Raw genomic sequence first — 23,245 nt, 5'->3', positions numbered from 1 at the left:
TGAGGGCGGTCCGGGCCAGTCAAGGGCAACCCGGTCCCTTCGGACAGCCGGGCCGTCACGCACGTGCCGAATCGGGCGAGGACACGCGGGGGCGGCCTGCCGACAACGCGGTCGGCAGGCCTGCACGGAGAGTGATACGAACGTTGTCAACAGGGCGGTCGAGCGGCAGCCGAACCACCGGGGCGAAGGCGGCGGTCGGCGACACCCTCCAGGAGCCGGCGTCGCCGCACGGCGTCGGTGGCCAGTTCCACCCCCACGTGTGCGAGGGCCGTCGCCCCGTCGACGACGGCCCGGTCGGCGCCCTGGCTCTTGCCGTACCGGGCGAACTCGGCCGTGTGCTGTTTCGCGCCCCCGGTGTCGTACCCGATGGTCGGGTGGAGCGTCGGCACCACGTGCGAGATGTTGCCCATGTCGGTCGAGGCCATCAGTTCACCGTGCTGCGGCACCGGTGTGCGGCCCAGCTCCCTGAGCGCCCGCACGTAGGACTCCGTCATGGAGGCGTCCTGTCGCAGATCGGCGAAATCGTGGCCGTGCGGGACGAGTTCGAGCTCCGCGCCGGTTGCGAGGGCGCCCGCCTCGAAGCAGGACCGGACCCGGCGCCGGGCGTACGCGAGCTGTTCGGACGTGGGGGCCCGCAGCTCGTAGCGGGCCCGGGCGAGTGCCGGGATCACGTTCACGGCCTGCCCGGCCTCGGAGACGACGCCGTGCACCAGGGTGCCGGGCGGGAGTTGCTGGCGCAGCAACCCGATCGCCGTGTGCGCGAGCGTCATCGCGTCGAGCGCGTTGACTCCCTCCCAGGGGGCCAGAGCGGCGTGGGAGGGCCTGCCCCGGTAGGTGACGTCCCAGGCGCCGACGGCCAGCGACGAGGCGCCGACCGTGTCCTGCGCCGCCGCGTGCACCATCATGGCCGCCGCCACGTCGTCGAACACTCCGGCTTCGAGGAGCAGCACCTTGCCGCCGATGTCCTCCTCCGCCGGCGTGCCGACGAGCTTCACCCTGATGCCGAGCCGATCCGCGACGGCCGCGAGGCCGAGCGCGGCGCCGACCGCGGCGGCCCCGTTCACGTTGTGACCGCAGGCGTGACCGATGCCCGGCAGCGCGTCGTACTCCGCGCACAGGGCCACGACCAGGTCGCCGGTTCCGTGGGTGGCGACCACCGCGGTGGGCAGGTCCGCGACGCCCTGGGTGACGGTGAAGCCGGCATCGGCGAGGAGCCCGGCGATCTTGGCGGCCGACCGGTACTCCTGCAGAGCCGTCTCCGGCTCGTCGTGCAGACTGTGGCTCAGGGCGACGAGGCGTTCCCGCCGGCCGCGTACGGTTTCGGTCACCTCGGCCAGCGCCTGTTCCCGAACCTCCCGCCGGTGCGTTCCCTGCTGCGTTCGCGTCATGCCGGCTCTCCGCTCTGTGCGAGGGGCTGACCCACTCGCCCGGTCCCGGTGGCGGGCACACCGCGGAAGGCCAGGCCCAGCACCGCGCCCAGCAGGGCGACGCCGGCGCACACTCCCCAGGACCACAGGTGGCCCGCGAGCGCGATGTGGCCGTCGGCCAGCTGGTGGCCGACGAACAGCGCGCCGATCACGGCCGCTCCGATGGCCGCGCCCAGGGAGAGCGCCAGTTCGTTGAGGCCGACGGAGAGCGCGGTCTCGGTCTCGGCGACGACCTCCGCCGACAGGGTGCGCGTGATCGACTCGAACATGCCGGTGGCCAGGCCCACGACAAGGACGCCGACGAGGTACTGGGACAGGGAACCGTGGAAGACGATCAAGGAGAGGAAGCCCGCCGCGCCGATGACGCCCACCGCGCCGAGCACCGCGCGGTCGCCGATGCGCCGTGCCAGTCGCGGTGTCGCCGTGGACCCGAGGCATCCGGCGACGACCATGGCGAGGGAGACGAGCGCGATGGCCTGGGATCCCAGGCCCATGCCGTAGCCCGTCCCGTCCGGGTCGGTCCCGAGGAACACGGCGTTCGCGGCCAGGAACCCGATGGTGCCGAAGGCGGCGCAGAAGGTGTGGGCGCTGATCACCGCCAGGCGTGGGTCGCGCAGCAGCCGCACGTTGACCAGAGGATGCGTGGAGCGTCGCTCGACCGTCACCCAGGCCGCCAGCAGGAGTACCGCGAGGACGGCGGTGACCAGGGATTCGGACGACGTCCAGCCCCAGGTCTCGCCCTGGGCCAGAACGAGGACGAGTGCCACCAGGCCCAGGGTGAGCAGCGTCGCCGCCCGGAAGTTGAAGTCCCCGCCGCGCGGAGCGGTGCTGTCCGGCAGGACCAGGGCGGCGGTCACCGCGAGCCCGCCGCAGGGCACGGCCGTCCACAGTCCGGCGACGGCGTGTGCCTCGCTGAGCGCGCCCGCGACGAGGCCGCCGACACCGATCGAGAGGAGCAGAGCGCCGACCAGGACCGACATGCCGACCCGTCCGTATTCCGGTGCGCGGGACCGCAGAATGCCCGCGAGCAGCGGAAAGAAGCCGACGACGGCTCCTTGCAGGGCCATGCCGACCGCGAGGGTCGCGGTCGTCGGCCACACCGCGATCAGCAGGGAGCCGCCGGCCACCATGCCGACACAGGCGCGCAGGAGCGTGCGGTGCCCGTGGATGTCCCCCAGTCGCGACAGCAGTGGCGTCATGACCGCGAACGCGACCTGGGACAGAAGGTAGAGGTTGTTCTGACCGACGCTGCCGATGCCGACGTGATGGCCGACTTTCGGCAGGAGCGGGGTCAGATACCCCTGCACGACGCCACTGCACACCACGATCACCGTCATGGTCGCGAGCAGTCCGCGGCCTGAGCCGATGCCTCTGATCACCGTTGTCTCACCTCTTCTGGTGGCTGGAACCCGACGTGGGCGCTACTGTGCGGGCGCCGGCCGAAGCGGCCCGGAACTTCGTGGAAATCGTGCGAGGAGGGCACGCTCGATGCGGGAAACGAGCATTCCGAGCGAGTTGGACCTCGCCCTCGTGCACGCGCTGCAGTTGCAGCCCCGGGCGTCCTGGTCGGAACTGGCACCCCTGCTGGGGGTGACCTCGGGCACGCTCGCGCGGCGTTGGGAGCGGCTGACCGCGGAGGGGCTCGCCTGGGTGTACGCGGCGCCGGGCCGTGCGTTCTCCCGCACCCGTTGCACCGCGTTCGTGCTGCTGCGCTGCCGTCCAGGCGCACGGCAACGACTCGCCGAGCAGGTGTCGGCTTTCGAGGAGGTCGTCACCGTCGAACTCACCGCACCCGGCACGGCGGATCTCCTGCTGGACGTGCTGGTCCCGGACGTGGCCTCACTGACACACTCCCTCACGGAGCGCCTCGCCGGACTCCCCGGGGTGAGCGCGGTGGAGTGCCTCTTCGCCACCTCCCTCTACACGGAGGGCAGCCGTTGGCGGCTGCACTCCCTCGACTCGGCCCAGCGGGGCGCGCTCGGCCCTCCTGGTGCCGGACCCCGCGGGGCGGCTTCCTCCGGCGCACTGGACGACCTCGACCGTGCTCTCCTCGACGCCCTGGTCCGCGACGGCCGTCTGGGGCTCGCGGCGCTCGCCGAGCGCATCGGCACCAGTGCCGCGACCGTCCGCCGCAGGGTGCACCGGCTCACCGACTCCGAGATGATCGCCTTCCGCTGCGACATGGCCCCGCGCCTGACCGGACTGCCCGTGTCGGTCACCTTTCGTGGCCAGGTTCCCACCCGCGATCTGAACACCCTGCACCGAACGCCGGCCACACTGCCCGAATGCCGTCTGATCGCCGCCGTCACCGGGACCTCGAACGTCCTCGCCACGTTCTGGCTGCGCGACATCGGGGACGTCCAGCGCCGCGAGACGGCGATGTGCGCCCGGCTCCCCTCTCTCACGGTCGTCGACCGGATCGTCGGAGTGCGGACGGTCAAGCGGATGGGGCACCTGCTCGACGGGGACGGACGACGCACGGGAACGCGGCCCATACGGCCCTGGTAGGGCACGCACCGGGTCCGAGCCCGGACGGGCCCCGGTAGCCGATTCAGTACACCGGGAGCGTGCGCGGGCCGAGGTCGTCGCGGGCGGGCGGGGGTGCCAGGCGCACGGTGGCGTCGAGGACGGTCAGCCCGCGCGGGGCGACGACGACCGGCTCCAGGGTGACGGCGACGACCTCCGGGTGGTCGTGGACCAGCCGTGACACGCGCAGCAGCAGTTCCTGCAACGCGGGCGTGTCGACCGGTGCCGAGCCGCGCCAGCCGAAGAGCAGGGGTGCCGTGCGGATGGACCGGATCAGGGAGGTGGCCTCGCGGTCGGTGACCGGGATCAGCCGGTGCGCCATGTCGCCGAGCAGCTGGGAGGCGACTCCGGCGAGTCCGAAGGAGAGCACCGCGCCGGCCGCCGGGTCGATGACCGCGCGCACGACGGTGTCGACCCCTCGGGGTGCCATCGCCTGCACCACCGGCCGCAGCTCCTCGGGCTTGCCGAAGAGGTCGGTCAACTCGGCGTAGGCCCAGCGGAGTTGATCCTCGTCGGTGAGGTCGAGGCGTACGCCTCCGAGGTCGGCGCGGTGCCGCAGGTGCGGGGCGGTGGCCTTCAGGGCGACGGGGTAGCCGAGGGCGCGGGCGGCTTCCGTGGCGGCGTCGGGGGTGGGGGCGGGCAGGGCCCGGCGCACGTGGATGCCGTACCGGCCGAGCAGCTCGCAGGTCTCCTCCGTGCCGAGTGTGAGGCCCTGCCCGCGCTCGAGCAGTCCGCCGATGAAGGCGGCGGCGCCCTTCTCGTCGATGTCCTCGTACTCCGGTACCTTGCCCGGCTCCGCGGCCTCCCGCCGCCACTGGCCGTACCGGACCGCTTCGGCGAGGGCCCGGACGGCGCGCTCGGCGGCGGGATAGGCGGTGATCAGCCGCGGCCCGGTGGGGGCCGGCTCGGGACCGGCACCGCCCGCCGTCACGCCCGCGGGGCCCACGCCCCCGGCCGCTGCCCTTTCAGGCGCGTCGGGGAACGACCTCCGGGGGCCGGGGCCGGACTGCGAGCCCGTGGCGGGAGCTTGGCCCGGTCCCGATGCCTGGCCCGGGCGAGGGGTATGGCCGGGAGCCGATGCCGATGCCGATGCCGGCGCCGGGCCGGTGGCGTGGCCAGGACCGGGGGCATGCCCAGGAGCGCCGGCGTGCCCCTGGCCGGGGGCGTAAGCCGGACCTGGGGCGTGACCCGGACCTCGCCCGGGTCCTGTGCACGCCTTCGGACCGGTGCCGGTCTCCGGGTTCGGGTCGGCCAGGGAAGCCCCGCCCGCACCAGCGGGGGAAGCCCCGACCGCCTGGTGACCCGGACCCGCCGGGGCGGGCCGGGGTGTCGTGGGAGGGGGCAGCAGCGGGGTCGCCCCCGGATGGGGACCCGGGCCGGGTGGCGGGGCCGTGCTGGTGGCGGCGGAGAGGGCTTCCGCCAGGCCGCCGAACTCGACGTGCACGACCAGGACCGGCTTGCCGGGGACCTCCTGCGCGGCCGAGCGCAGTGCCTCGGCCAGGGCCGCGTTCTCGGCGGCCCCCTCCCCCAGCGCCGGTATCAGCGTGACGACCACCGCGTCGGTGGTCTCGTCGGCGAGCGCCCGGGACAGCGCGACCCGGAAGTCCTCCGCCGAGGCCCCCGTCGTCAGGTCCCGCGGCGGCTGGGGGCGCAGCCCCTCCGCGAGACAGCGGTCGTAGGTCAGCACTCCCAGCGACTCGGAGTTGCCGAGGATCGCCACCCGCGGCCCCGGCGGCAGCGGCTGCCGGGCGAGCAGCAGGCCGGTGTCGACCAGTTCGGTGATGGTGTCGACCCGGATCACGCCGGCCTGCCGGAGCAGCGCGGACACCGTCGCGTGCGGCAGCCGCGTCGCCCGTACCGCGTGCCCCTGCGGGGCGGAGCCCGCGCTCTGCACCACGACCAGCGGCTTCACCGCCGCCGTACGCCGGGCCAGGCGGGTGAACTTGCGCGGATTGCCGATGGACTCCAGGTACATCAGGGCGACGTCGGTGTCGGGGTCGTCGTACCAGAACTGCATGACGTCGTTGCCGGAGACGTCCGCCCTGTTGCCGGCCGACACGAAGGTCGACACGCCCGTGACCCCGGTGACCCCGCCGCCGCGCCGGTGCAGCCGGGACAGCAGGGCGATGCCGATGGCCCCGGACTGGGCGAACAGCCCGATGCGGCCGGGCCGGGGCAGCTCGGGGGCGAGCGAGGCGTTCAGCCGGACGTCCGGCGAGGTGTTGATGATCCCGAAGGTGTTGGGCCCGATGATCCGCATGCCGTACGTGCGCGCCTGCCGCACCAGGGCGCGCTGCCGCTCACGTCCCTCGGGGCCGCTCTCCGCGTAGCCCGCGGAGATCACGACGAGCCCCTGCACCCCGTGCTCGCCGCACTCGGTGACGGCGTCCGGGACGCGCTCGGCCGGCACGGCGACGACGGCGAGGTCCACGGGCCCGTCGATGTCCCGCACCGAGCGGTGGGCGGGCACCCCGTCGATCTCCTGGCAGTCCTCGCCGAAGGCCCGGTTCACGGCGTGGAGCCGGCCCGTGAACCCGGCGTCGCGGATGTTGTCGAGGATGCTGCGGCCCACGCCGCCGCGCGTGCGGCCCACTCCGATGACGGCGACCGAGCCGGGCACCAGGAGCCGCCGTACCGACCGCCCCTCGGCCCGCTGCTCCCGTGCGCGCTGCACGGCCAGCGAGCGGTCGGTCGGCTCGATGTCGAACTCCAGGTGTACGACGCCGTCCTCGAAGCTGCGCTTCTGGATGTACCCGGCGTCCGTGAACACCTTGATCATCTTGGTGTTGGCCGGAAGCACCTCGGCGGTGAAGCGCCGGATGCCGCGCTCACGGGCGACGGCCGCGATGTGCTCCAGGAGCGCGGAGGCGACCCCGCGTCCCTGGTGGGCGTCCTGCACCAGGAAGGCGACCTCGGCCTCGTCGGAGGGCGCCGAGGCGGGCATGCCGTCCGCGCCGATGCGGTCGTAGCGTACGGTGGCGATGAACTCGCCGCCGACCGTGGCCGCGAGTCCCACCCGATCCACGAAGTCGTGGTGCGTGAAGCGGTGGACGTCCTTCGCGGAGAGGCGCGGGTAGGGCGCGAAGAAGCGGTAATACTTGGATTCGTCCGACACCTGTTCGTAGAAGCTGACCAGACGGCCGGCGTCATCGGCGGTGATGGGGCGGATCCGTGCGGTGCCGCCGTCGCGCAGCACCACGTCGGCCTCCCAGTGGGCGGGGTACTCGTGCCGGTCCGGCGAGGTCTGCATGGGGCCCAGCGTACGGCTCGCGTCCGACACCGGCGCGAGGCAGTCTGTGGAGGACACACGTCGGACCGAGGCCGCGGTCCGACGCCACCCGGAGCGGGGCACACCCCCGCTCCGGGCTCGCTCCACGTGTGGAAAACTGGTCTAGACAACCCTGATCACCCGAAGGGCAGCAACACATGGCTGAGCGCCGCGTCAACGTCGGCTGGGCCGAGGGCCTCCACGCCCGCCCCGCCTCCATCTTCGTCCGGGCCGCCACGGCCGCAGGCATCCCCGTGACGATCGCCAAGGCCGACGGGACGCCCGTCAACGCGGCCTCCATGCTGGCCGTGCTCGGCCTCGGCGCCGAGGGCGGCGAAGAGGTCGTCCTGGCCTCCGACGCCGATGGCGCGGACGCCGCGCTGGACCGGCTGGCCAAGCTGGTCGCCGAGGGGCTCGGGGAGCTTCCCGAGACCGTCTGACCGGCAGGTCCGGTCCAGCGCCCAAGCCGTGCCGCCCGGTCCGGGTGGCACGGCTTCGCCGTGCCCGGCGGGCCCCGGAACACCGGAACACCGGAACACGGGAACACGGGAACGGAACACGGCCGGGAATACCGGAAGCCCCGGCTCGGGAGCCGGGGCTTCGGGAGTGTCGCGTGGCGCGCCGCGCGGTGCGCAGACGCGGCGGGTCAGACGCTGACGCCGTGCTTGCGGAGGTAGGCCACGGGGTCGACGTCGGAGCCGTAGTCCGGGGACGTACGGGCCTCGAAGTGCAGGTGCGGTCCGGTGACGTTGCCGGTCGCGCCGGACAGGCCGATCCGCTGGCCCGGGATGACCTGCTGGCCCACCGAGACCCCGATGGACGACAGGTGCCCGTACTGGGTGTACATGCCGTCGGCCATCCTGATCACGACCTGGTTGCCGTACGCCCCGCCCCAGCCGGTCTCGACGACGGTGCCGATGCCGACCGCGTGGACGGTGGTGCCGCTGGCGGCGTGGAAGTCGATGCCGGTGTGGGTGCCGGAGGACCACAGGGAGCCGCCGGTGCGGTAGCCGGTCGATATGTAGGAGTCGAGGATCGGCGTCACGAAGGCGTTGAGACGCTCGCGCTCTGCCTCACGGGCGGCGCGCGCCTTGGCCTCGCGCTCCTCCGCGGCCTTCTTGCGCGCGGCCTCCTCGGCCTGCTTGCGCGCGGCGGCCCTGTGCTGGGCGACGGCCTGGGCGTCGATCTTCTCGGCGACACTGTCGCCCATGGTGACGACCGGGGTGAGGCCGGTGTCCTCGGGCGCGGGGGCCTCCGCGGCGAGGGCCGGGGCGGCGAGGGTGCCGATGACGCCGGTGGTGGCCAGGGCCGCGACGCCCGCCGCGCGGGCGGTGGTGCGGTGCATCCGGCTCGGCCGGCGGTGCTTCCCGGCGGCGCGGGTGAACGCCATGGAGACGTGGGTCCTTTCCTTCCCTGTCGCCTACCGGGTTAGCTGACGGGTTCGGAGCAGGAAGGTCTCCTACGGCCCCCTCGCGGCATGCGCGGGTGTCCGATTCACCCCAGGGACGGTGGGTCCCCGGCTCCCCTGGCTCACGCCGTACGGGGACTCGGCGATGACTGTCCGGTGCCGCGGACGCGGCGCACTGCCCGACGAACAGCCGCACCGACGCTAAACGGGGCCGCTTTCAATTCCCAAACGGATCAGAAGTTTTGTAGCGCATACCACAGGGCAGACAGGCAACCTCCCCCTCAATTCGGACATCGTGGGGCCCTGGTGACGCTTCGGTCACCAGGGCCCCACGTGCGCGTGTGCCGTTCGTCGCGCGTGCGACGGCGGCGGCAACGAGGTGGTACCTCTACTCGGCCGCGACGACGGTGACCCGGCCGGCGCCCAGGGCCTCGACCGGCTCCCTGATCTGCGCCGCGTCACCGACGAGGACCGTCACCAGCCGGTCCACCGGGAACGCGTTGACGACGGCCGCGGTCGCCTCCACCGTGCCGGTCGCGGCGAGCTGCTGATAGAGCGTCGCCTGGTAGTCGTCGGGCAGGTGCTGCTCGACCTGGTCGGCGAGCGTGCCGGCCACGGCGGCGGCCGTCTCGTACTTCAGCGGCGCCACGCCGACGAGGTTCTGCACGGCGACGTCCCGCTCGGCGTCGGTGAGGCCCTCGGCGGCGAGCTTGCGCAGCACCGTGAACAGGTCGTCCAGGGCCGGGCCGGTGTTCGGGGTGTCGACCGAGCCGCTGATGGCGAGCATCGCGGCGCCCGACCCGTCGGGGGCCGAGCGCAGCACCTGGCCGAACGCCCGCACCCCGTAGGTGTAGCCCTTCTCCTCGCGCAGGACGCGGTCCAGGCGGGAGGTGAGGGTGCCGCCGAGGCAGTAGGTGCCGAGCACCTGGGCGCTCCACACGCGGTCGTGCCGGTCGGGGCCGATCCGGCCGATGAGCAGCTGCGTCTGCACGGCGCCGCGCCGGTCCACGATGACCACGCGGCCGGTGTCGTCGGCGGTCACCGGCGGCACGGGCCGCGGCTTGGCGGGCGAACCGGTCCAGGCGCCCAGGGTCCGGTCCAGCAGCTCGTCGAGGTCGACGCCGGTGAGGTCGCCGACGACCACGGCGGTGGCCGTGGCCGGGCGCACGTGCCGGGCGTAGAAGGAGCGGACGGCCGCGGAGTCGATGGTGACGACCGTCTCCTCGGTGCCCTGGCGCGGACGCGACATGCGCGAGCCGGCCGGGAAGAGCTCCTTGGACAGCTCCTTGGCGGCGCGGCGGGCCGGGTTGGCCAGCTCGTGCGGGATCTCGTCGAGCCGGTTGCGCACCAGCCGCTCGACCTCGGAGTCGGCGAACGCGGGCGCCCTGAGGGCGTCGGACAGCAGGCCGAGCCCCTTGGCCAGACGGGAGGCCGGGACCTCCAGGCTCAGCCGTACGCCGGGGTGGTCGGCGTGCGCGTCGAGGGTGGCGCCCGCGCGCTCCAGCTCGGCGGCGAACTCCTCGGCGGAGTGCTTGTCGGTGCCCTCGGAGAAGGCCCGCGCCATGATCGTGGCGACGCCGTCCAGGCCGGCCGGCTCCGCCTCCAGGGGCGCGTCCAGCAGCACCTCCACGGCGACGACCTGCTGGCCGGGGCGGTGACAGCGCAGCACCGTCAGGCCGTTGTCCAGCGTCCCGCGCTCGGGCGCGGGGAACGCCCACGGCTTGGCCGCGCCGGCCCGGGGCTGGGGGTGGAACTCCATCGTGGCGAGCTCGGTCACTTCGCCGCCTCCTCGGTCTCGTCGGTGGCCGCGGCGTCCGCGTCCCGGTCGTCGTCCTGCACGTCGGCGGCGGTCGGCTCGTAGACGAGCACCGCGCGGTTGTCGGGGCGCAGGCGGGACTCGGCGGCCTCCTGGACCTCCTCGGGCGTCACCTCCAGGACGCGCTTGACCGCGGTCAGGGCGAGCTGCGGGTCGCCGAACAGGACGGCGTAGCGGCACAGTTCGTCGGCGCGGCCGGCGACCGTGCCGAGACGGTCCAGCCACTCGCGCTCCAGTTGGGCCTGGGCGCGCTCCATCTCCTCGGCCGTCGGGCCCTGTTCGGCGAACCGGGCGAGCTCCTCGTCGATGGCCGACTCGATGACGGGGACCTCGACGTCGCCGGAGGTCTTCACGTCCAGCCAGCCCAAGGAGGGCGCGCCGGCCAGCCGCAGCAGTCCGAAGCCGGCCGCGACGGCCGTACGGTCGCGGCGCACCAGCCGGTTGTAGAGCCGGGAGGACTCGCCGCCGCCGAGGATGGTGAGCGCCAGGTCGGCCGCGTCGCACGCGCGCGTGCCGTCGTGCGGGAGCCGGTAGGCGGCCATCAGGGCGCGGGCCGGGACCTCCTCCTCGACGACCTCGCGCAGCTGCCCGCCGATGACCTCGGGCAGGGAGCCGTCGCGGGGCTCGGGCTTGCCGTCGTGGGACGGGATGGAGCCGAAGTACTTCTCGATCCAGGCGAGCGTCTGCTGCGGGTCGATGTCACCGACGACCGACAGGACGGCGTTGTTGGGCGCGTAGTACGTGCGGAAGAACGCGCGCGCGTCCTCCAGGGTGGCCGCGTCCAGGTCCGCCATCGACCCGATCGGCGTGTGATGGTACGGGTGGCCCTCCGGGTAGGCGAGGGCGGTCAGCCGCTCGAAGGCGGTGCCGTAGGGGACGTTGTCGTAACGCTGGCGGCGCTCGTTCTTGACGACGTCCCGCTGGTTCTCCATGGACTCGTCGTCCAGGGCCGCGAGCAGCGAGCCCATGCGGTCGGCCTCCAGCCAGAGGGCGAGCTCCAGCTGGTGGGCGGGCATGGTCTCGAAGTAGTTGGTGCGCTCGAAGCTGGTGGTGCCGTTGAGCGAGCCGCCCGCGCCCTGCACCAGCTCGAAGTGGCCGTTGCCCTTGACCTGGGCGGAGCCCTGGAACATCAGGTGCTCGAAAAGGTGAGCCAGGCCTGTACGCCCCTTGACCTCGTGGCGCGAGCCGACGTCGTACCAGAGGCACACCGCCGCGACCGGGGTCAGGTGGTCCTCGGAGAGCACCACGCGCAGGCCGTTGGCCAGGCGGTGCTCGGTCGCTGTCAGGCCGCCGGAGTCTGCCTCGGCTGCGGCCGTGTGACCCATGGGCATGTACGTCCCTTCGATCGCGTGGGCGGTCTGCGAACCGCCCTTTTCCTACCGGTCCTGCCACTGTATGCAAGCGTGTGGATCCCTGGCGAAGTTCCCACGACCCGTACGCCGAGAGCGAGACGGAAAGCCACGCGCCACGGCGGCAGGGCAGCAGAGCGGGATGTGAAGGGGCTTCGCACGCGCCACAGAAGCACCACCGCCCTCAGGGACCACGGGACGGACAAGGGCGCGGCAGCCGACGGCAGGAGGGCCCCCGGAGGCGGGACGGGATCGCGGAACGGCCCTGTGGGGACGGGGCGTGGTCCGCGTTGTCGGTCGCGCGGTCCACAATGGTCCGCGTCAGATCCCGTCACGCTTCAGCAAGGAGCCGGCAGCGATGGCCCGCCGCAGCACGAAGACCCCGCCGCCCGACGACTCGTACGAGGAGCGGATCCTCGACATCGACGTCGTCGACGAGATGCAGGGCTCCTTCCTCGAGTACGCGTACTCGGTCATCTACTCCCGCGCCCTGCCGGACGCCCGGGACGGACTCAAGCCGGTGCACCGCCGCATCGTCTACCAGATGAACGAGATGGGGCTTCGCCCCGACCGCGGCTACGTGAAGTGCGCGCGCGTCGTCGGCGAGGTCATGGGCAAGCTGCACCCGCACGGCGACGCGTCGATCTACGACGCCCTGGTGCGCCTGACCCAGCCCTTCTCGATGCGTGTCCCGCTCGTCGACGGCCACGGCAACTTCGGCTCGCTGGGCAACGACGACCCGCCGGCCGCCATGCGGTACACCGAGTGCCGGATGGCCGAGGCCACGAGTCTGATGACGGAGTCCATCGACGAGGACACCGTCGACTTCTCCCCCAACTACGACGGCCAGGAGCAGGAGCCGGTGGCCCTGCCGGCCGCCTTCCCGAACCTGCTGGTGAACGGCTCCTCGGGCATCGCCGTCGGCATGGCCACGAACATGCCCCCGCACAACCTCAACGAGGTCATCGCGGCCGCCCGCCACCTGATCCGCCACCCCAACGCGGACCTGGACGCCCTGATGCGACACGTCCCGGGTCCGGACCTGCCCACGGGCGGCCGGATCGTCGGCCTGTCCGGGATCAGGGACGCCTACGAGACCGGCCGCGGCACCTTCAAGATCCGCGCGACGGTCTCGGTGGAGACCGTGACGGCGCGCCGCAAGGGGCTGGTGGTCACCGAGCTGCCCTTCTCCGTGGGCCCGGAGAAGGTGATCGCCAAGATCAAGGACCTGGTCGGTTCGAAGAAGGTCCAGGGGATCGCCGACGTCAAGGACCTCACCGACCGCGCGCACGGACTGCGCCTGGTCATCGAGATCAAGAACGGCTTCGTGCCGGAGGCCGTCCTGGAGCAGCTCTACAAGCTGACGCCGATGGAGGAGTCCTTCGGCATCAACAACGTCGCCCTGGTCGACGGCCAGCCCCTCACGCTCGGCCTGAAGGAGCTGCTGGAGGTCTACCTCGACCACCGCTTCGACGTCGTACGGCGCCGCAGCGAGTACCGCCGTACCAAGCGGCGCGACCGGCTGCACCTGGTCGAGGGCCTGCTCACCGCGCTGGTGGACATCGACGAGGTCATCCGTCTGATCCGCTCCAGCGACAACTCCGCGCAGGCCAAGGAGCGCCTGATGCGGCGCTTCTCGCTGAGCGAGGTCCAGACGCAGTACATCCTCGACACCCCGCTGCGCCGTCTGACCAGGTTCGACCGCATCGAGCTGGAGGCGGAGAAGGACAAGCTCGTCGCGGAGATCGAGGAGCTGACCCGGATCCTGGAGTCCGACGCCGAGCTGCGCAAGCTGGTCTCGGCCGAACTGGCCGCGGTCGCCAAGAAGTTCGGCACTCCGCGGCGCACGATGCTGCTGGAGGCGAGCGGCACCCCGGCCGCCGTGGTGCCGTTGCAGGTGGCGGACGACCCGTGCCGCGTCCTGCTGTCCTCGACCGGCCTGATGGCCCGCACGGCGAACGGCGACCCGTTCGCGCGGGGCGGGGGCGGCAAGCGGCAGAAGCACGACGTGATCGTCTCGGCGGTCCCGGCGACCGCCCGGGGCGAGGTGGGCGTGGTGACGTCGGGGGGCCGCCTGCTCCGCGTGAACGTCGTCGACCTGCCGCAGTTGCCGGAGACGACGTCGGCGCCGAACCTCGCCGGCGGCGCGCCGCTGGCGGAGTTCGTCTCCCTGGAGGACGACGAGACCGCGGTCTGCCTGACCACGCTGGACGAGTCGTCGCCGGGCCTGGCGCTCGGCACCGAACAGGGCGTCGTCAAGCGGGTCGTCCCCGACTACCCCTCCAGCAAGGAGGAGTTGGAGGTCATCACGCTCAAGGAGGGTGACCGGATCGTCGGCGCCGCCGAGCTGCGCACCGGCGAGGAGGACCTGGTCTTCATCACGGACGACGCCCAGCTCCTGCGCTACCAGGCCTCCCAGGTCCGCCCGCAGGGCCGCGCGGCCGGCGGCATGGCCGGCATCAAGCTCGCGGACGGCGTCAAGGTCATCTCGTTCACGGCCGTCGATCCGGCCGCGGACGCGATCGTCTTCACCGTGGCCGGCTCGCGCGGCACGCTGGACGACTCCGTGCAGACGACGGGCAAGGTCACGCCGTTCGACCAGTACCCGCGCAAGGGCCGCGCCACCGGCGGCGTGCGCTGCCAGCGGTTCCTGAAGGGCGAGGACTGCCTGGCCTTCGCCTGGGCGGGTCCCACCCCGGTCGTGGCCGCCCAGAAGAACGGCGGCCCGGCCGAACTCCCGGAGGTCGACCCGCGCCGTGACGGCTCGGGCGTGTCGCTGCCGAAGACGGTGGCGGTGGTCGCCGGGCCCGTCTAGGCCGGCAGTTCCGCAGGGTCCGGGCCCGGGTCCGGCAGGCCCGGGTCCGCCGCATCCGGGTCCGGGAGGTCCGGGTCCTCGGGGTCGTGTCCCTCGGGATCCCGTACGTAGCGCAGGACGCCCCACATGCCGTGCTCGTCGGCGTGCGGGGCGTCCTGCTTGCACGCCTCCAGTTCCTCGCCGAGGGCGCCCGCGTCGATGCCGGAACCGATGAGCACGAGCTGGGTGAGGCGGGGCCCGCCGTCCGGCCAGGGTTCGGGGTAGAAGCGCAGGAAGCGCCCGACGGCGTGCACGGCGTAGCGGTTGCGCGCGTCGTACGGGCCGAAGCCGACGTATCCCTTGATCCGGTAGAGCCCACCGGGGCGGCTGTCCAGGAACCGCATCAGCCGGCGGGGATCGAGCGGCACGTCGGAGACGAAGGAGAGGCTGTCGTAGCCGGCGTGCAGATGCCCGGCGTGGTGGTCGTGGGCGTCGTCCGCGTCGGGCACGTGCAGGTCGTCGAAGGAGAGCTGCCCCACCCGCTCCTCGCTCGGCCGGCAGTCGAAGAGGAACTCGGGGTCCACCCTGCCGTACGAGGCCGGGACGACGGCGGCCCCGTCGGCCAGGGACCGCACGAGTCCGAGCACCTCCTCGCCGTCGGCGGCCCGGTCGGTCTTGTTGACCACGACGAGGTCGGCGAGCGCCAGATGCCGGTCGATCTCGGGATGTCTCGCGCGGGTGTCGCCGAACTCGGCGGCGTCGACGACCTCGACGAGCCCGCCGTAGACGACGCTGGGGTTCTCGCTCGCCAGCACCATGCGGACGAGTTCCTGGGGTTCGGCCAGTCCGCTGGCCTCGATGACGACGACGTCGACACCGGCGGCCGGGCTCGTCAACCGGTCGAGGTACACGTCGAGTTCACTGGCGTCGACCGCGCAGCACAGGCACCCGTTGCCGAGGGAGACGGTGGAGTCCCCGAGGGCTCCCGCGACCGCCATGGCGTCGATCTCGACGGCCCCGAAGTCGTTGACGATCGCGCCGATGCGGCTGCCGCCGCCGCGGTGCAGCAGATGGTTGAGGAGCGTGGTCTTCCCCGAGCCGAGAAATCCGGCGAGCACCACGACCGGGATCTGCGCCGCGCTGCGACTCGGACTCGGGTAACGGCTCGGCTGACTCACCGTGCGACCTCTCTCACGCCGACGCGTGCACCGGCTCAGGACCCGGCGCACGTACGAGGATGGAATGCCGACCAAGGATACGAGCCGTGCGCGTCACGGCTGCCGGAACCGCCGCTCCGGCGACTGCCGGAGGAGAACACTCCGACGGCTGGAACTCGATCCGGCTCGAGTCAGGTTAGGCTCACCTGTGTGAGTACGTGCTCGACCGCCTCCAGGCAGCTCGACGAGCCGATGGCCGCCACCGCGGCCACGGCGACGACATGGCTGCTGCTGGAACAGCCCGGCCCCTGGGGTGCCAAGGCACTCACTTCGAGCCACCTGGACCCCGCACTCGGGCGTGCGCTGGAGCGCGCGGCGCGTGGCACCGGCGTCCGGATCGCGCTCGTCCGCCGACCGGGGCGGCACGCCGACCGCCGCACCCAGTCCGTACGGCATGTGTACGCGGCACACACCGTCCCGGGGAACGTATGGCTACGCAGCGCCATGACCGCCGACCCGGAGCACCTGCTGGATCTCGACTTCGCCGCCTTGGGCAAGGGTGACCACCACACCTTCGACGCCGCGCTCCAGGGCGGGCCCCACACAGGCGATCCGCTCGCGCTGGTGTGCACCAACGGCAAGCGGGACCAGTGCTGTGCCCTGCTCGGCCGCCCCCTCGCGGCCGAACTCGCCGCCTCCGGGGTCCAGGACGTCTGGGAGGTCACCCACCTGGGCGGCCACCGCTTCTCGCCGACCCTGCTCGTGCTGCCGTTCGGATACGCCTACGGCCGGACCGAGGCCCACGCCGTCAAGGAGGTCCTGCACAGCGTGGGCGAAGGCCGGGTCGTCCTCGACGGCTGCCGGGGCCGCACGGCCTGGGAACGGCCCGGACAGGCCGCGGAACTGGCGGTACGGGAGACGGCGGGCGAGTACCGGGCGGACGCGCTGAGCGTCGTGCGCACCGACGACGTGCCCACCGACGGCCCGGCGCCGTGCTGGGAAGTCACCGTCGCCCATACCGACGGACGCCGCTGGCACGTGACCGTGGCCCAGGGGGCCGCCCTGCCGCCGCGCCCGGAGAGCTGCGGCGCCTCGCTGCTGGGCGGGCCGACGCGCATGGAGGTGGTCGCCGTCCGCGAGCCGGCGACCGCGCGGCTCGCCGGCTGACGGCTGACGGCTGACCGCCACCGGCTCACGGCTGACCGCCACCGGCTCACGGCTCACGGCTGACCGCCACCGGCTCGGCTGACGGCTGACGGCTCACCGTCCGGGCCGACCGCTGAGGCGCACGGCGGGAGATCCGCGCCACACCCCGGGGAGCACACCGCGCACCCCGACGTACTGTCATGGTCATGAGCGTCTCTCCTCCCGCACGCCGCCGGCGGCTGGGCCTGCCGCGACGCATGTTTTCGCAGGTGCTGTTGATGCAGCTGGCGATCGCCGCCGGAGTCGCCGTGCTCGCGACCGGCCTGTTCCTCGCGCCGCTGGGCCACCAGCTGGACGAGCAGGCGATGCGCCGGGCGCTCGCCATCGCCGAGACCACCGCCCAGAACCGGCAGATCGCACGGGACCTCCAGCACACCGCCCCGAGCGTCGACGGGCCCGTGCAACGGGAGGCGGAGCGGATCCGGAAGTCCACCGGCGCCGAGTACGTCGTGGTGATGGACATGCACGGCACGCGCTGGTCGCACACGGATCCGGAGCAGATCGGCAGGCCCGTGTCCACGGATCCCGGGACGGCCCTGGCCGGCCGGAAGGTCATGGAGATCGACACCGGCACGCTGGGCCGCTCGGCACGCGGAAAGGTGCCCCTGTACGACGTCGGCCACCACATCGTGGGCGCGGTGTCGGTCGGCATCGCCTACGACAGCGTGCGGGCCAAGCTGATCGACGCCATACCGGGCCTGTTCGCCTACGCCGGCGGCGCCCTGGCCGCGGGCGCGCTGGCCGCGTGGCTGATCTCCCGGCGGGTCCAGCGGCAGACGAGGGACCTGGCCTTCTCGGACATCGCGGCCCTGCTCGCCGAGCGTGAGGCCATGCTGCACGGCATCCGGGAGGGGGTGGTGGCCCTGGACCGCGGCGGGCGGATCCGGCTGCTCAACGACGAGGCACAGCGGCTGCTCGGCCTCGGCGACGAGGCGGTCGGCCGGTCGCTCGACGAGGCGCTCGGGGAGGGCCGTACGACCGACGTCCTGGCCGGGCGGGTGAAGGGCACGGACCTGCTCACCGTGCGCGGGCAGCGCGTCCTGGTCGCCAACCGGATGCCGACCGACGACGGGGGTGCCGTCGCCACCCTGCGCGACCGCACCGAACTGGAGGAGCTGGGCCGGGAGCTGGACTCGACACGCGGCCTGATCGACGCCCTGCGCGCCCAGGACCACGAGCACGCCAACCGCATGCACACGCTGCTCGGGCTGCTGGAGCTGGAGATGTACGACGACGCCGTGGAGTTCGTCGGAGAGGTGGTCGGCGACCACCGGGCCACCGCCGAGCAGGTCACCGAGAAGATCCAGGACCCGCTGATCGCCGCCCTGCTGGTCGGCAAGGCGACCGTCGCTGCCGAGCGTGGGGTCGCGCTGTGGCTGTCCGACCGCACGCACCTGCCGGACCGGGTCGTCGACCCCAGGGGGCTGGTGACGATCGTCGGCAACCTGGTCGACAACGCGCTCGACGCCGTCGCGGCGACCCCACACGCGCGCGTGGAGGTCGAACTGCGCGCGGAGGCACGTGCCGCCGTGCTCCGGGTGCGCGACACCGGGCCCGGGGTCCCGGCGGGCCGGCGTGACCTGATCTTCACGGAGGGATGGTCCACCAAGCAGCCGCCGGCGCACGGCAGGCGCGGTATCGGTCTGTCCCTGGTGCGCAGGCTCGCCGAACGGCAGGGCGGAACCGTAGCGGTGGGCGAGGCGCACGGCGGCGGCGCGGAGTTCACGGTCGTCCTGCCCGAGGCGCTGGCCGAGGCGGAGCCGGCCCCCCTCCTCGGCGCCGTCCTCGGCGCCGCCGGGACCGGCGCGGACGAGGAGGAGCGGTGATCGAGGTCCTGATCGTGGACGACGACCTCCGGGTCGCGCGCGTCAACGCCGCCTATGTGGAGAAGGTGCCGGGCTTCCGCGTCGCCGGTGAGGCGCACAGCGCGGCCGAGGCGCTGCACCGGCTCGATACGCTGCCGCGGCTCGACCTGGTCCTCATGGATCACTACCTGCCCGACGACACGGGCCTGTCGGTCGTCCGGGAGATGCGCAGCCGCGGCCTCCGTACCGACGTGATCATGGTGACGGCGGCCCGGGACGTGTCGACCGTGCAGGCGGCGATGCGGCACGGTGCGCTGCAGTACCTGATCAAGCCGTTCACCTTCGCCGGGCTGCGGTCCAGACTGGACGCGTACGCGGCGCTGCGCCGCGTCCTGGACGGTGGCGGCGAGGCCGAACAGGCCGAGGTCGACCGGCTCTTCGGGGCGCTGTCGGCGGCGCCGGAACCCGGGCTGCCCAAGGGACACTCCCCCGCCACCACCGAACTCGTCCGCCGGACCCTGATGCGGGCCGACGGGCCCCTGTCGGCCCAGGAGGTCGCCGAGCGGACCGGGGTGAGCCGGCAGACCGCCCAGCGCTGTCTGAAGTTCCTGGAGCGCACCGGGCGGGCCCGGCTGACGCTGAGGTACGGCGGCGCGGGCCGCCCGGAACACCGTTACGTGTGGGCGGCCCGCACCTGAGGCCACGGCTCGGGGGGAGGGGAAGAGGCCGTGGCCCCCTTGCATACGGATGTCAGCCCGCGGCCTTCTCAACGAACTCGGTGGTGAACGTCTTGCTCAGGTCCACGTCGGCGTTCTGGATGTTGGGGTTGAACGCCTTGAGCACCTTCTCCACGGTCTCCGGACCGTTCTGAGGCATGACGCCGTCCGTGGTGAACATCGGCAGCGTGCTCTTGATCGCCTCCACGTAGACCGCCTTGTTGCCCTGGGAGTAGTCGGCGGGCATCTTGGCGGCGATCTCGTCGGCGCTGTGGGTGGACATCCACTTGAGCGTCTTGACGAACGCGTTGGCCAGCTTCTGGGTGGTCTCCTTGTGGCTGTTGACCCAGTCCGTCTGCATGTACAGGCTGGACGACGGGTACGGGCCGCCGAGCGCCTCCTGCGAACCCTCGGGCGTCCGCATGTCGATGAGGACCTTGCCCGCCTTCTTGTCCAGGATCGTCGCGACGGTGGGATCGGTCGTCATGCCGCCGTCGATGGAGCCCTTCTCGAGCGCGGCGATGAAGGTCGGTCCCGCGCCGACGGCGACCGGGCTGAACTCGCTGACCTTCACACCGTTCTTGACCGCCAGGTACTTGGTGAGGAAGTCGGTGGAGGAGCCGAGGCCGGTGACACCGAGCTTCTTGCCCTTGAAGTCCTTCGGCGACTTGATCTTGTCCGCCGCCTTGTTGGAGACGACCTCCACCTCGCCGGGCGCGTGCGAGAACTGCACCACGGACTCGACGTACTTGCCCTTGGTCTGGAGGTCCAGGGTGTGGTCGTAGAAGCCGACGGCGCCCTGGACCTGGCCGGAGACGAGCGCGGTCTCGGCCTGGACACCGGCGGGCTCGCTCAGCAGCTCGACGTCCAGGCCCTCGTCGGCGAAGTAGCCGAGGCGCTGGGTGAGCATCGCGGGCATGTAGATGACCTTGTCCAGGCCACCCACCATGATCTTGACGTGCTCGCCCTTGCCGTTGCCGGTGGACGTCGAGCTCGCCGCGTCGTTGGCGCAGGCGGTGAGGGAGGACAGGGCGAGCAGGCCGGCGGCGGCCGACGCGGTGAATCTGGCGGTCTTGCGCATGAGGGTCACGTCCTTGTGAGAAAAGCGGTACGGGAAGCGGGAAGCCTGGGGGAAAGCCGGTGCGGTCGGGCCGTCAGTCCCCGGAGCCCGTCGGCTTCCAGCGGAAGATGCGGCGCTCGGCGAAGGTGAGCAGTCCTTCGGCGACGAGCGCGACGGCGGCGAGGATGACCATCGCGGCGTACACACCGGCCGCGTTGAAGTTGCCCTGGGACGCCGCTACGAGCAGGCCGATGCCCTTGGTGGCTCCGATGTACTCGCCGACGATGGCGCCGATGAGCGCGAAGCCGAAGCTGACGTGCAGGCTGGTGAAGATCCACGAGGTCGCGGACGGGATGACCACCTGGAAGGTGACCCTGCGGTCGCTCGCGCCGAGGATCCGCGCGTTGGCCACCAGGTTGCGGTCGACCTCCCGGGCGCCCTGGAAGGCGTTGAAGAACACCGGGAAGAACACGAGGACCACGGCCGAGGCGATCTTGGAGACCGGTCCGAGCCCGAACCAGATCACAAAGATCGGGGCGAGCACGATCCTGGGGAGGGAGTTGAGCACCTTGATGTAGGGGCCGAGGACGTCGGCGAGGAAGGGGATGCGGCCGAGCGCGATACCGAGGATCACACCGGCCACCACGCCGAACACCCAGCCGATCAGGGCCTCGTAGAGCGTGTACCAGATCTGCTCGCCCAGCGAGCCCTGCGCGGTGCCGTGCGTGATCCAGGTCCAGATCTGGTCCCAGATCTTCGAGGGCATCGAGAAGTTGAACGGGTCGATGACCGCGGCCCGGGAGAGCGCCTCCCAGAGGCCGAGCACGGCCACCAGCACCAGGACGCGGGCGCAGGTGACGACCACCTTGCGCTTGCGGGCGGCGCGGGCCCGGGAGTGGGCGCGGTCGGTCGTCTTGACCGTGTCGACGACCGGAGTGCTGAGGACCTCAGGCGACATGGGCGGCACCTCTTTCACGGGTGATGCGGACCTCTTCGCCGAGCGACTCCCAGATCTCGCGGTAGATGTCGATGAACTCCGTCTGCAGGCGCACCTGTTCGACCTTGCGCGGCCTCGGCAGGCCGATGTCGAAGACCTGCTTCACGGTCGCGGGTCCGGCGGTCATGACGACGACCTTGTCGGCCAGGGCGATGGCCTCCTCCAGGTCGTGGGTGACGAAGACGACCGAGGCGCCCGTGCCCTCCCACAGCTCCAGGAGCTCGTCCGACATCAGCGCCCGGGTCTGCACGTCGAGCGCCGAGAAGGGCTCGTCCATCAGCAGGATCTCGGGGTCGTTGACGAAGGTGGCGGCGAGGGCGACGCGCTTGCGCTGGCCGCCGGAGAGCTGGTGCGGGTAGCGGTCCTCGAAGGCGGCGAGTCCGACCCTGGCCAGCCAGGCGCGGGCCTTCTCCTTCGCCTCGGCCTTCGGCACGCCGCGGAACCGCGGCCCGGCCATCACGTTGGACAGCACCGAGCGCCAGGGGAAGGTGGCGTCCTGCTGGAACACGAAGCCGACCTTGCCGCCGACGCCCTGCACCGGCCGGCCGGCCACCAGCACGTCACCCTCGGTGGGCTCCTCCAGCCCGCTGACCAGGGTCAAGGTGGTCGACTTACCGCAGCCGGTGGGGCCGACCACGGCAACGAACTCGCCGCGCCGCACAGTGAGGTCGAGGTCCCTCACGGCCGTGTGCAGGCCCCCTGACGGGGTCCTGAACGTCTTCCTGGCGCCCCGCAGTTCGATGGCGGGGCTGGTGTCTGTGCTCATGGCCGGGACGGTAGATGTGGCCCCGGCCACAGCAGCAGTCTTCTGTGCGCAACCCGTTGTTTTGCTCGCAAGCACCTGTTGTGCTCGTTTTGCGCGCGCTACAACAGCGGAGCCGAAACACGGGCGCAACATTGCCCGCATGGCCTTGAGGGAGAGAGGCCCGATGATCGACGTCCTGGTGGTCGACGACGACTACCGTGTCGCTGAGATAAACGCCAAGTACGTGGGAAAGGTTCCCGGCTTCCGGGTCGCCGCCCGCGCGCACAGTGCCGCACAGGCCCTGACCACCGTGCAGCACGGAAGCATCGACCTGGTCCTGCTCGACCACTACCTGCCCGACCGCACGGGTCTGCAACTCGTCCACCGCATGCGGGAACAGGGCATCGGCACCGACGTCATCATGATCACGGCAGCCGGGGACGTGGCGACCGTCCAGCAGGCGATGCGGCTGGGCGCGCTGCACTACCTGGTCAAACCGTTCACCTTCGTCGCGCTGCGTACCCGCCTGGAGTCCTACGCCGCCCTGCGCCGCACCGTCGACCGCGTCGGCGGACACGGTGTCACCGGGCAGGAACAGGTGGACCGCATCTTCGGCGCCCTGCGCGCCGCGCCCGCGCCCCCGTCCCCGGGGCTGCCCAGCGGCCACTCGGAGCCGACGACGGACCTCATCTGCGGTGTGCTGCACCGCGCCGACCAACCCCTGTCCGCCCACGAGGTGGCCGCCCGCACCGGCCTGAGCCGCTCCACCGCCCAGCGCTACCTGCGCCACCTGGAACAGGCCGGACGCCTGCGCCTGTCCCTGAAGTACGGCGACACGGGACGCCCGGAGCACCGCTACGCCTGGGTGGCCCCCTAGGGTCTTTCGTTTGGATCAGGCCGGATCAGGGAGCGGGGTCCGGTGCCGTGCATCGCGAGGCGGAGGAGGTCGGCAGGGCGGAGCCCTGCCGACC

At 72.3% G+C, this 23,245-nt stretch carries 17 protein-coding genes and 1 riboswitch; of the genes, 7 read left to right on the top strand and 10 right to left on the bottom strand.

The annotated features are described in order from the left end of the window. Positions 1-146: 146 nt before the first annotated feature. Both ACIQMV_RS07940 and ACIQMV_RS07935 read right to left on the bottom strand, forming a co-directional pair. Positions 147-1,388, bottom strand: coding sequence for an amidohydrolase (locus ACIQMV_RS07940; protein ID WP_401772764.1), 1,242 nt, complete (start codon positions 1,386-1,388; stop codon positions 147-149). Beyond that, positions 1,385-2,806 (bottom strand): MFS transporter, encoded by a 1,422-nt coding sequence (locus ACIQMV_RS07935; protein WP_402591946.1) that lies wholly within the window; start codon positions 2,804-2,806, stop codon positions 1,385-1,387. The genes ACIQMV_RS07940 and ACIQMV_RS07935 overlap by 4 nt, the downstream gene beginning before the upstream one ends. A gap of 109 nt (positions 2,807-2,915) precedes the next feature. On the opposite strand from ACIQMV_RS07935, the gene ACIQMV_RS07930 reads away from it, so the two are divergent. Continuing rightward, positions 2,916-3,935, top strand: coding sequence for an Lrp/AsnC family transcriptional regulator (locus ACIQMV_RS07930; RefSeq protein ID WP_402591945.1), 1,020 nt, complete (start codon positions 2,916-2,918; stop codon positions 3,933-3,935). Between the two features lie 43 nt (positions 3,936-3,978). Here ACIQMV_RS07930 and ACIQMV_RS07925 read toward each other — a convergent pair whose 3' ends face one another. Beyond that, positions 3,979-7,203: a GNAT family N-acetyltransferase gene (locus ACIQMV_RS07925; RefSeq protein ID WP_402591944.1), complete on the bottom strand. Its 3,225-nt coding sequence runs from the start codon at positions 7,201-7,203 to the stop codon at positions 3,979-3,981. A gap of 176 nt (positions 7,204-7,379) precedes the next feature. Here ACIQMV_RS07925 and ACIQMV_RS07920 point away from each other — a divergent pair, with 176 nt between their 5' ends. Next, the gene (locus ACIQMV_RS07920) at positions 7,380-7,661 is read left to right on the top strand and encodes an HPr family phosphocarrier protein (RefSeq protein ID WP_141357587.1); all 282 of its coding nucleotides are present in this window, start codon (positions 7,380-7,382) and stop codon (positions 7,659-7,661) included. Between the two features lie 206 nt (positions 7,662-7,867). Here the strand turns inward: ACIQMV_RS07920 and ACIQMV_RS07915 are convergent, their stop codons facing one another. From ACIQMV_RS07915 to ACIQMV_RS07905, 3 genes are all read right to left on the bottom strand, one after another. Continuing rightward, positions 7,868-8,611, bottom strand: coding sequence for a M23 family metallopeptidase (locus ACIQMV_RS07915; RefSeq protein WP_402591943.1), 744 nt, complete (start codon positions 8,609-8,611; stop codon positions 7,868-7,870). A gap of 12 nt (positions 8,612-8,623) precedes the next feature. After that, positions 8,624-8,784, bottom strand: a riboswitch (cyclic di-AMP (ydaO/yuaA leader). 233 nt (positions 8,785-9,017) lie between these two features. Further along, positions 9,018-10,406 (bottom strand): M16 family metallopeptidase, encoded by a 1,389-nt coding sequence (locus tag ACIQMV_RS07910; protein ID WP_402591942.1) that lies wholly within the window; start codon positions 10,404-10,406, stop codon positions 9,018-9,020. Next, positions 10,403-11,776 carry a M16 family metallopeptidase gene (locus tag ACIQMV_RS07905; RefSeq protein ID WP_402591941.1) on the bottom strand — a complete coding sequence of 458 codons (1,374 nt, stop codon included), beginning with the start codon at positions 11,774-11,776 and terminating at the stop codon, positions 10,403-10,405. Before ACIQMV_RS07905 ends, ACIQMV_RS07910 begins: the two co-directional genes overlap by 4 nt. A gap of 376 nt (positions 11,777-12,152) precedes the next feature. Between ACIQMV_RS07905 and ACIQMV_RS07900 the strand changes: the two genes are divergently transcribed. Then, on the top strand, positions 12,153-14,609 hold the full coding sequence (locus ACIQMV_RS07900; RefSeq protein WP_402591940.1) for a DNA topoisomerase (ATP-hydrolyzing) subunit A: 2,457 nt from the start codon (positions 12,153-12,155) through the stop codon (positions 14,607-14,609). Here the strand turns inward: ACIQMV_RS07900 and ACIQMV_RS07895 are convergent. Beyond that, a complete protein-coding gene (locus tag ACIQMV_RS07895) occupies positions 14,606-15,766 on the bottom strand; it encodes a CobW family GTP-binding protein (RefSeq protein ID WP_402591939.1) in 1,161 nt (386 codons plus the stop codon). The two genes, ACIQMV_RS07900 and ACIQMV_RS07895, sit on opposite strands and share 4 nt — an antisense overlap. Positions 15,767-15,955: 189 nt before the next feature. On the opposite strand from ACIQMV_RS07895, the gene ACIQMV_RS07890 reads away from it, so the two are divergent. From ACIQMV_RS07890 to ACIQMV_RS07880, 3 genes are all read left to right on the top strand, one after another. Further along, complete coding sequence (locus tag ACIQMV_RS07890) at positions 15,956-16,912, top strand: sucrase ferredoxin (RefSeq protein WP_402591938.1); 957 nt, start codon at positions 15,956-15,958, stop codon at positions 16,910-16,912. Positions 16,913-17,097: 185 nt separating this feature from the next. After that, on the top strand, positions 17,098-18,777 hold the full coding sequence (locus ACIQMV_RS07885; RefSeq protein ID WP_402591937.1) for an ATP-binding protein: 1,680 nt from the start codon (positions 17,098-17,100) through the stop codon (positions 18,775-18,777). After that, complete coding sequence (locus tag ACIQMV_RS07880; RefSeq protein ID WP_402591936.1) at positions 18,774-19,454, top strand: response regulator; 681 nt, start codon at positions 18,774-18,776, stop codon at positions 19,452-19,454. The genes ACIQMV_RS07885 and ACIQMV_RS07880 overlap by 4 nt, the downstream gene beginning before the upstream one ends. Positions 19,455-19,506: 52 nt before the next feature. Here ACIQMV_RS07880 and ACIQMV_RS07875 read toward each other — a convergent pair whose 3' ends face one another. From ACIQMV_RS07875 to ACIQMV_RS07865, 3 genes are all read right to left on the bottom strand, one after another. Next, positions 19,507-20,553 (bottom strand): ABC transporter substrate-binding protein, encoded by a 1,047-nt coding sequence (locus ACIQMV_RS07875; RefSeq protein ID WP_141357604.1) that lies wholly within the window; start codon positions 20,551-20,553, stop codon positions 19,507-19,509. Positions 20,554-20,626: 73 nt separating this feature from the next. Beyond that, positions 20,627-21,490: an ABC transporter permease gene (locus tag ACIQMV_RS07870; RefSeq protein ID WP_141357606.1), complete on the bottom strand. Its 864-nt coding sequence runs from the start codon at positions 21,488-21,490 to the stop codon at positions 20,627-20,629. Further along, positions 21,480-22,295 carry an ABC transporter ATP-binding protein gene (locus ACIQMV_RS07865; protein ID WP_401772731.1) on the bottom strand — a complete coding sequence of 272 codons (816 nt, stop codon included), beginning with the start codon at positions 22,293-22,295 and terminating at the stop codon, positions 21,480-21,482. The genes ACIQMV_RS07870 and ACIQMV_RS07865 overlap by 11 nt, the downstream gene beginning before the upstream one ends. Before the next feature lie 163 nt (positions 22,296-22,458). On the opposite strand from ACIQMV_RS07865, the gene ACIQMV_RS07860 reads away from it, so the two are divergent. Next, positions 22,459-23,151, top strand: coding sequence for a response regulator (locus ACIQMV_RS07860; RefSeq protein ID WP_401772728.1), 693 nt, complete (start codon positions 22,459-22,461; stop codon positions 23,149-23,151). The last annotated feature ends 94 nt before the right edge of the window (positions 23,152-23,245 follow it).

Source organism: Streptomyces sp. NPDC091412, from assembly GCF_044756885.1.
GTDB lineage: Bacteria > Actinomycetota > Actinomycetes > Streptomycetales > Streptomycetaceae > Streptomyces.
The sequence above is the reverse complement of the archived record's forward strand: the minus strand, read 5'-3'. Positions and strand labels throughout refer to the sequence as shown.

What these genes read in the sequence shown, in the direction of transcription:
- ACIQMV_RS07875 (WP_141357604.1), bottom strand. Translation starts at nt 20,553, where the DNA reads ATGCGCAAGACCGCCAGATTCACCGCGTCGGCCGCCGCCGGCCTGCTC.
- ACIQMV_RS07865 (WP_401772731.1), bottom strand. Translation starts at nt 22,295, where the DNA reads ATGAGCACAGACACCAGCCCCGCCATCGAACTGCGGGGCGCCAGGAAG.
- ACIQMV_RS07900 (WP_402591940.1), top strand. Translation starts at nt 12,153, where the DNA reads ATGGCCCGCCGCAGCACGAAGACCCCGCCGCCCGACGACTCGTACGAG.
- ACIQMV_RS07915 (WP_402591943.1), bottom strand. Translation starts at nt 8,611, where the DNA reads ATGGCGTTCACCCGCGCCGCCGGGAAGCACCGCCGGCCGAGCCGGATG.
- ACIQMV_RS07905 (WP_402591941.1), bottom strand. Translation starts at nt 11,776, where the DNA reads ATGCCCATGGGTCACACGGCCGCAGCCGAGGCAGACTCCGGCGGCCTG.
- ACIQMV_RS07920 (WP_141357587.1), top strand. Translation starts at nt 7,380, where the DNA reads ATGGCTGAGCGCCGCGTCAACGTCGGCTGGGCCGAGGGCCTCCACGCC.
- ACIQMV_RS07860 (WP_401772728.1), top strand. Translation starts at nt 22,459, where the DNA reads ATGATCGACGTCCTGGTGGTCGACGACGACTACCGTGTCGCTGAGATA.
- ACIQMV_RS07885 (WP_402591937.1), top strand. Translation starts at nt 17,098, where the DNA reads ATGAGCGTCTCTCCTCCCGCACGCCGCCGGCGGCTGGGCCTGCCGCGA.
- ACIQMV_RS07930 (WP_402591945.1), top strand. Translation starts at nt 2,916, where the DNA reads ATGCGGGAAACGAGCATTCCGAGCGAGTTGGACCTCGCCCTCGTGCAC.
- ACIQMV_RS07940 (WP_401772764.1), bottom strand. Translation starts at nt 1,388, where the DNA reads ATGACGCGAACGCAGCAGGGAACGCACCGGCGGGAGGTTCGGGAACAG.
- ACIQMV_RS07925 (WP_402591944.1), bottom strand. Translation starts at nt 7,203, where the DNA reads ATGCAGACCTCGCCGGACCGGCACGAGTACCCCGCCCACTGGGAGGCC.
- ACIQMV_RS07870 (WP_141357606.1), bottom strand. Translation starts at nt 21,490, where the DNA reads ATGTCGCCTGAGGTCCTCAGCACTCCGGTCGTCGACACGGTCAAGACG.